We start from the raw sequence: 7,155 nt of genomic DNA, 5'->3' as shown, positions 1-7,155 counted from the left end.
ATATTACATGTATTTTAAATTAAGCTGATATGTAATTTGGAGGATATATAATGACAAACAGTGACTTTTTTAACGTTTTATATGAACGCACATCTACACGTGCATTCAACCCCGAAAAAGAAATTTCATCTACAGAATTACACGAAATTTTAAAAGCAGCTGCTCAAGCACCTTCTGCTTGGAACCTGCAACACTGGAAATTCCTTGTTTTCCAAGGCGAAGATGTACAAAAACGATTACATCCAATTGCTTATAACCAACAACAAATTCTTGATGCTTCTGCAGTAGTCGCTATTTTAGGTGATTTAGAAGCTTATAAAAACGTTGAACCCGTTTATGGTCCAATCGTAGAACAAGGATTTATGAAAGAAGAAGCAAAAGAACGCTTAGCTAAAAACATTGAATCTGCATATGCTCGTGAGCAATTCCCAAGAGATGCTGCCTTTTCAAATGCTGCTTTAGCAGCAATGCAACTTATGCTTGCTGCTAAAGCAACTGGCTGGGATACTTGCGCAATTGGTGGTTTCAACCCACAAGCACTAATGGAAGAATTTAATGTTTCATCTCGTTACGTACCAATTATGCTTATTACAATTGGTGAATCAACTTTAAAAGGTCACCCTGCACCGCGCATGAGCGTAGAACAAGTAAGTGAATGGGCGAAATAATAAAAACGAAGGTAATTTCATTACCTTCGTTTTTTTATATTCTGTCACACATCCGTAATATTACAATGTATTATTCGACATCTACACATAGAGAAATTGTAATTTTTACGCTATCACGATAAACAAATATGGCGTTTTGTGTCGAAATTTGTTAAAGCATTGAAATATAACCGTGTATTTTTGTTACAATTGTGATACAATGATAACAAATAGATAACAAGAGAGGGATTTTCATTGAGTTCATACGGAAGCTTTATCGCACTTTTGAGTTACATAGTCACTGTACTACTGCTATATTTTATTGGCGATGCTGCAAACATATCAGTGTTACAATTCCCTAAAGAAGAAGCGTTACAATTAGAAGCAGAAAAACATACTGCACGATCCATTGCACCACTACTCTTAGCTCTTCCTGTATATATCATCGTTTTATATAAAAGTAAAAAAGTGTAAAGGCTACCTATTTCATTCATTTCGGTGGTCTTTACATTTTTTTGTGATATTTCCCCTATTTTAAACATCATTCCATACTAAATACCCATCTAGTCATTTAAAATGAGAAAATCCCCTAGAAAAATTTCCATTATCTGTCCAGTCACCGACTGCCAAACTTACATAGATTATAAGTGTGAAGGGGGTGATGAGGATTATGTTTGGATCATTTGGATGCTGTGATAACTTTAGAGACTGTCATCATCGTGAAAGAGAGTGTGACCATCGCGACCATCGCGAGAAAGAGAGAGAAGAAGTTAAACAACAACGACCTGCTGTATGTAACGTACTTGCTAGCATTTCAGTTGGAACAGAGCTTTCTCTTTTAAGCATTAGAGGTAACGGAACATTCAATAATGTAATTTTTGAATGTTTCGCTAACGGTGTTGCTCTTTTCTCTGCTTTAGCTCGTAATAATGACAAAGACAACAAAGATAACAATAAAGACGATAAGAACAATCAAAATCGAAATACTTTTACTGGCATTTTACGTGTTTGCCCAACTAATATCGTTGCTATCGCTATCTAATTCTGTACCTTATCCTCTATAGTAAGAAAATAAGATTTACTTTTCTCATAGAAAAAACCTGAGATCGATTTCGAATCGACTCAGGTTTTTTTACTATTATATGCTTTTAACTAATTCAACAACTTCTTCAGCAGTTGACATTGTTAATGCTTTTTCTGCTAATGTTTCCATTTCTGCTTTTGACAACTTGCTTAGTTGTGTTCTTGCAGGAAGAATAGATGTTGCACTCATACTGAACTCATCTAAACCTAAGCCTAATAATAATGGGATAGCAAGTGAATCTCCCGCCATCTCACCACACATACCAGCCCATTTGCCCTCTTTATGAGCAGCATCGATAACCATTTTTACAAGACGTAAAATAGATGGGTTATATGGTTGGTATAAGTAAGCTACACGTTCGTTCATACGATCTGCAGCCATTGTGTATTGGATTAAGTCATTTGTTCCGATAGAGAAGAAATCAACTTCTTTTGCGAACTGATCTGCTAATACTGCTGAAGCTGGAATTTCAACCATCATACCAACTTCAATAGAATCAGAAATAGTTGTACCCGCTTGAACAAGTCTGTCTTTCTCTTCTAATAAGATTGCTTTCGCTTGACGGAACTCATCAAGAGTTGCAATCATTGGGAACATAATTTTTAAGTTACCGTATACGCTAGCACGAAGTAATGCACGAAGCTGTGTACGGAACACATCTTGCTCATCAAGACATAAGCGAATTGCACGGTATCCTAAGAATGGGTTCATTTCTTTTGGTAAATGTAAGTATGGAAGCTCTTTATCTCCACCGATGTCAAGTGTACGAACAACGACTGGTTGATCTTCTTTTACACCTTCAAGAACTGCTTTATACGCTTCGAACTGCTCTTCTTCTGTTGGAAGATTGTCACGGCCCATGTATAAGAATTCTGTACGGTATAAACCAACGCCTTCTCCGCCATTATCGATAATACCTTGTACATCATTTGGTGTTCCGATATTAGCAACAAGCTCAACGTGATGTCCATCACTTGTTACAGTTGCTTGGTCTTTTAATTTTGCCCATACAGCTTTTTGCTCTTCAAATTTCGCTTTCTTTTCTTCAAAAGAACGAAGAGTTTCTTCAGATGGGTTTACAATTACTTCTCCATCTAAACCGTCAATGATTACGATATCGCCGTTTTGGATTTTCTCCATAACAACTTTCGTACCAACAACAGCTGGAATTTCCATAGAACGAGCCATAATTGCAGAGTGAGATGTACGTCCACCGATATCAGTTGTGAAACCTTTTGCATACTCACGGTTTAACTGAGCTGTATCAGATGGTGTTAAATCTTCAGCAATGATGATTACTTCTTCAGAAATTGTACCAGGATTTGAGAAGTTAATTCCTAGTAAATGTGCAAGAACACGTTTTGTTACGTCGCGAATATCCGCAGCACGTTCTTTCATGTATTCGTTATCCATGTTTTCAAACATAGAAATAAACATTGATGCAACTTCATCCATTGCAAATTCAGCATTTACTTTTTCGCCATTTACTTTATCTTTTACTGGATTTACTAATTCTGGATCATTTAATACTAATAAATGCGCTTCAAAGATAGCAGCTTTATCAGCACCTAGCTCAGCAAAAGCGTGGTCCTTAATAGCTTCTAGTTCAGATTTTGCTTTCTCAAGCGCAGCGTCTAAGCGTGCAATTTCAGCAGCTTCGTCTGTAATTGATTTCTTTTCAATGTTAAATTCAGGATTCTCAAGTCTGAAAGCCTTTGCAATAGCAATCCCACTTGATGCAGCGATCCCTTGAATGTTAAGAGTCATTATTCTCCTAATCCTTCGTTTTTCATAGTTTCTTCGATAGCTGCTAGTGCTTGAGCTGCATCATCACCATTTGCAGTGACCTTAATTTCCGCGCCTTGTTGAATTCCTAAAGACATAACACCCATGATTGATTTTAAGTTAACGTTTTTTCCGTTATACTCTAAGTTAATGTCAGAACCAAATTTGCTTGCAGTGTTTACAAGTAGAGTTGCTGGACGAGCATGAATTCCTGAGTCGCTAGTTACTTTAAAGATTTTTTCCATGATAATTTATCTCCTTTAAATACAGTATTTTTTTAGTTGTATAGACGTGAGTACTACATCATCTATTGTATATAATAGGCGATGTTCGGTCAACCACATCGCCTATTATAATTATAAACATTTTGCGTCAAATTCCTACTGAATGTCAATAATAGCGTTTTCGCCCTTCTTAACATTTCCATCTTTTTCCAATTCGACTTGTTGCCCTTGTTGTAAATTCGTAAAGACGATTGGTGTAATAATAGATGGTGCATTTTCTTTTACAAATGCAAGATCTACTTTTAATAATGGTTGTCCTTGCTTCACTTTATCACCTTGTGCTACAAGCGCTTCAAAGCCTTCACCATTTAATTTTACAGTATCAATACCAAAGTGGATTAAAATTTCTTTTCCGCCTTCAGACTGAATACCAATCGCATGTTTTGTAGGGAATACATTTACAATCTCACCATTAACCGGAGAAACTACTGTTCCCTCTGTTGGCTCAATCGCAAATCCATCTCCCATCATTTTCCCTGAGAATACTTGGTCGGGTACTTCTGTAATCGGTAAGATTTTCCCTTCAATTGGTGAAACGATTGTTTCATTTTCATCAACCTGTTGAGGAGCTTCTTCCGCTTTTACAGGCGCTTCTTTTTCAACATGAGGTGTACGACCTGACATAATATCATGAATTTGTGATTTTAATGTGTCAGATTTCGGTCCGAAAATAGCTTGAATGTTATTTCCAACTTCAAGTACACCGGCTGCTCCAAGCTCTTTTAAGCGGTCTTTATTTACATTTTTTTGTTCGTTAACTTGAACGCGTAAACGAGTAATACAAGCATCTAACGAAGCAATGTTTTCTTTACCACCAAGTGCTACTAATACTTCACGTGGAAGTTCTCCTGCTTCTGTTTTCCCTGCGCCTTCATTAGCATTCGCTACTTCACGACCAGGTGTTTTTAAGTTCCATTTACGGATTGCGAAACGGAATCCGAAGTAGTAAATAACTGCTAGTACAAGACCAACAATAATTACCCACCACCATGCCGTACGACCTGGTAGTACACCGAATAATATGAAGTCAATTAAACCACCAGAGAATGTCATACCAATTTTAACACCTAAAATTTGCATTGTCATAAATGATAGACCAGCGAATACTGCATGAATTCCGAATAATACTGGTGCTACGAATAAGAATGAAAATTCAAGCGGTTCTGTAATACCTGTTAAGAAAGATGTTAATGCAGCAGATCCTAAAATACCAGCTGCTAATTTTTTATTTTCTGGACGTGCTTCATGGTACATTGCTAAAGCTGCTGCTGGAAGACCGAACATCATGAACGGATACTTACCAGTTGTAAATGTACCAGCTGTTAATTCTACGCCGTCTTTTAACTGTGCCATAAAGATTTTTTGGTCACCACGGATTAATTCGCCAGCTGCATTTGTATACTGACCGAATTCGAACCAGAACGGTGAATAGAAAATATGATGTAATCCAAATGGAATTAATGAACGTTCAATTAAACCGAATATAAATGCTGCTATCGTTCTATTTGCATCAATCATTTGATGTGAGAACGTATTTAAGCCACCCTGAATGTATGGCCAAATGAAGCACATGATAATACCTACTACTAAAGAGAATGTTGCAGTTGCGATCGGTACGAAACGCTTACCTGCAAAGAAACCTAGGTATGATGGTAATTCAATGTTGAAGTATTTATTATAACAATATGCCGCTACTATCCCGACGATAATACCACCAAACACTCCTGTTTGCAGCGTTGGAATTCCTAATACGTTTGCATATGCTGGATCTGAAAATCCAATTTTCACTGGATCTGTTCCAGTGCTTGTTACTTTCACTAGTTTATCTACTTCTAAGAACACACTCATCGTTTTGTTCATAATTAAGTAGCCGACGAACGCTGCTAAACCAGCTACTCCGTCTCCACCAGCTAAACCGATTGCTACCCCAACTGCGAATAATAGCGCAAGGTTAGCGAAAATAATATCACCCGATTGTTCCATAATTTTTGCAACCATTACGAACCAATCTGCTTTTAAAGCAGGGATAACATTTGTTAGTTGTGGATTTTGAAATGCATTACCAAATCCAAGTAAAATACCTGCTGCCGGTAAAATCGCTACTGGAAGCATAAGCGCTTTTCCGACTTTTTGAAGAACACCAAAGATCTTCTTAAACATGGAAACCCTTCCTCTCTTATCTATATTGATACTTTTCGACAAACGCCAAAAAGGCATGAGGAAAAAAAGATAGAACGATAGCTATACAAAGGGTAGTATGTCCCTTTCTTTAGCTTACATTCCCAGCTTTTCTCCACTCATGCCTGATCGAATCAGTAACACGTGTCAAAAATAGGATTACGTATAAGTTCACTATAATTAAAGCAAACGTTTTCGTTATTTACCTTAATTTGTTTGTCGAATTTTGTATAACTTTGCAATAGTTATTATACATAACTATTGTAAGCGATTCAATCATTTTTTTTAACGTTTTCATTTTAGACAAAAACATATGTCTTTTTACACATGTTCTGCTTTCACTAATCGTTGTAAATGCATCGTTAAATAAATACTCTCCGCTTCATAAACAGGAAGTTGTAATTCGTTCTGCATTACTTTGACTAGCTTCCATGCCAAATTGTAACAAACTGGATATTCTAATTTTAATAAATCAGCAAAGCTTTGTGCTTCTTCTACTTTTTCTCCTTTTTTCACCCGTTCAATAGCATATTGCAAATGACGAATAAGGCGTAAATAATGAATGCTTTCTTGGTCTAATGTAATTTGTAGGTTTATCTCAATTAAAGACACAAGTTGTGCAATAAGACGGGAATTTTGATTAACAGAAGATAAATCAGAGTTTGTAAGCGAGCTGTAAATATGGAGTGCGATAAAGCCTACTTCTCCTTCTGGCAATATAATTTGCAAACGAGAATTTAAAAGTTGCACAACTCCTTCAGCAATTTCATATTCCTCTGGATATAGCATTTTCGTTTCAACTAAAAAAGGATTATCTATTGTAAGTCCTTGTTTTAGCCTTTTAATTGCAAAAGAAATATGATCTGTTAAAGCGATATGAATATGTTCATTTAATGGAGACTCCGCTTTTTCTTGAATGTATAACATAATATCATTCATCAATTCAATTAGCTTTTCACTCACATGTGGCACTAAAAGTTTGTATTGTTCTCGATCACGTTCATTTTTTAAAACAAACATTTTCTCAATTTGTTCTTGCTCCAACACATCTTCAGCCTTTTTTCCAAATCCAATTCCTTTACCGATCACTACTACTTCCTCGTGTTCAGGATGGCTAGCAATGATGACATTATTATTTAAAACTTTTTTAATTTCTAGATAATTACTCATATAACAC

7 protein-coding genes are annotated in these 7,155 nt (G+C 36.2%); 3 read left to right on the top strand and 4 right to left on the bottom strand.

Annotated elements, in window-relative coordinates; translation table 11 throughout:
- The first annotated feature begins 50 nt into the window (after nt 1-50).
- The 3 genes from AB3X48_RS14745 (at nt 51) to AB3X48_RS14735 (ending at nt 1,689) form a co-directional block, all read left to right on the top strand.
- Nucleotides 51-668 (top strand): nitroreductase family protein, encoded by a 618-nt coding sequence (locus AB3X48_RS14745; RefSeq protein ID WP_002122167.1) that lies wholly within the window; start codon nt 51-53, stop codon nt 666-668.
- A gap of 234 nt (nt 669-902) precedes the next feature.
- Nucleotides 903-1,121: a hypothetical protein gene (locus tag AB3X48_RS14740; RefSeq protein ID WP_002088422.1), complete on the top strand. Its 219-nt coding sequence runs from the start codon at nt 903-905 to the stop codon at nt 1,119-1,121.
- A 196-nt stretch (nt 1,122-1,317) separates the two neighbouring features.
- Complete coding sequence (locus AB3X48_RS14735; protein WP_367959700.1) at nt 1,318-1,689, top strand: DUF3915 domain-containing protein; 372 nt, start codon at nt 1,318-1,320, stop codon at nt 1,687-1,689.
- Between the two features lie 96 nt (nt 1,690-1,785).
- Here AB3X48_RS14735 and ptsP read toward each other — a convergent pair whose 3' ends face one another.
- From ptsP to glcT, 4 genes are all read right to left on the bottom strand, one after another.
- Nucleotides 1,786-3,498 (bottom strand): phosphoenolpyruvate--protein phosphotransferase, encoded by a 1,713-nt coding sequence (ptsP, locus tag AB3X48_RS14730; RefSeq protein WP_016106081.1) that lies wholly within the window; start codon nt 3,496-3,498, stop codon nt 1,786-1,788.
- Complete coding sequence (ptsH, locus tag AB3X48_RS14725) at nt 3,498-3,761, bottom strand: phosphocarrier protein HPr (protein WP_002033915.1); 264 nt, start codon at nt 3,759-3,761, stop codon at nt 3,498-3,500. The genes ptsP and ptsH overlap by 1 nt, the downstream gene beginning before the upstream one ends.
- A gap of 135 nt (nt 3,762-3,896) precedes the next feature.
- Nucleotides 3,897-5,960, bottom strand: a complete 2,064-nt coding sequence (ptsG, locus tag AB3X48_RS14720; protein ID WP_367959699.1) for a PTS glucose transporter subunit IIABC — start codon at nt 5,958-5,960, stop codon at nt 3,897-3,899.
- Between the two features lie 339 nt (nt 5,961-6,299).
- A complete protein-coding gene (gene glcT, locus AB3X48_RS14715; RefSeq protein WP_002199447.1) occupies nt 6,300-7,148 on the bottom strand; it encodes a glucose PTS transporter transcription antiterminator GlcT in 849 nt (282 codons plus the stop codon).
- Nucleotides 7,149-7,155: the final 7 nt, after the last annotated feature.

Origin of the sequence: Bacillus sp. S4 (genome assembly GCF_040838205.1) — a bacterium.
Classification (GTDB): Bacteria; Bacillota; Bacilli; order Bacillales; family Bacillaceae_G; genus Bacillus_A; species Bacillus_A cereus_U.
Note: the sequence above shows the minus strand (reverse complement) of the source record. Positions and strands in the feature narration are given on the sequence as shown.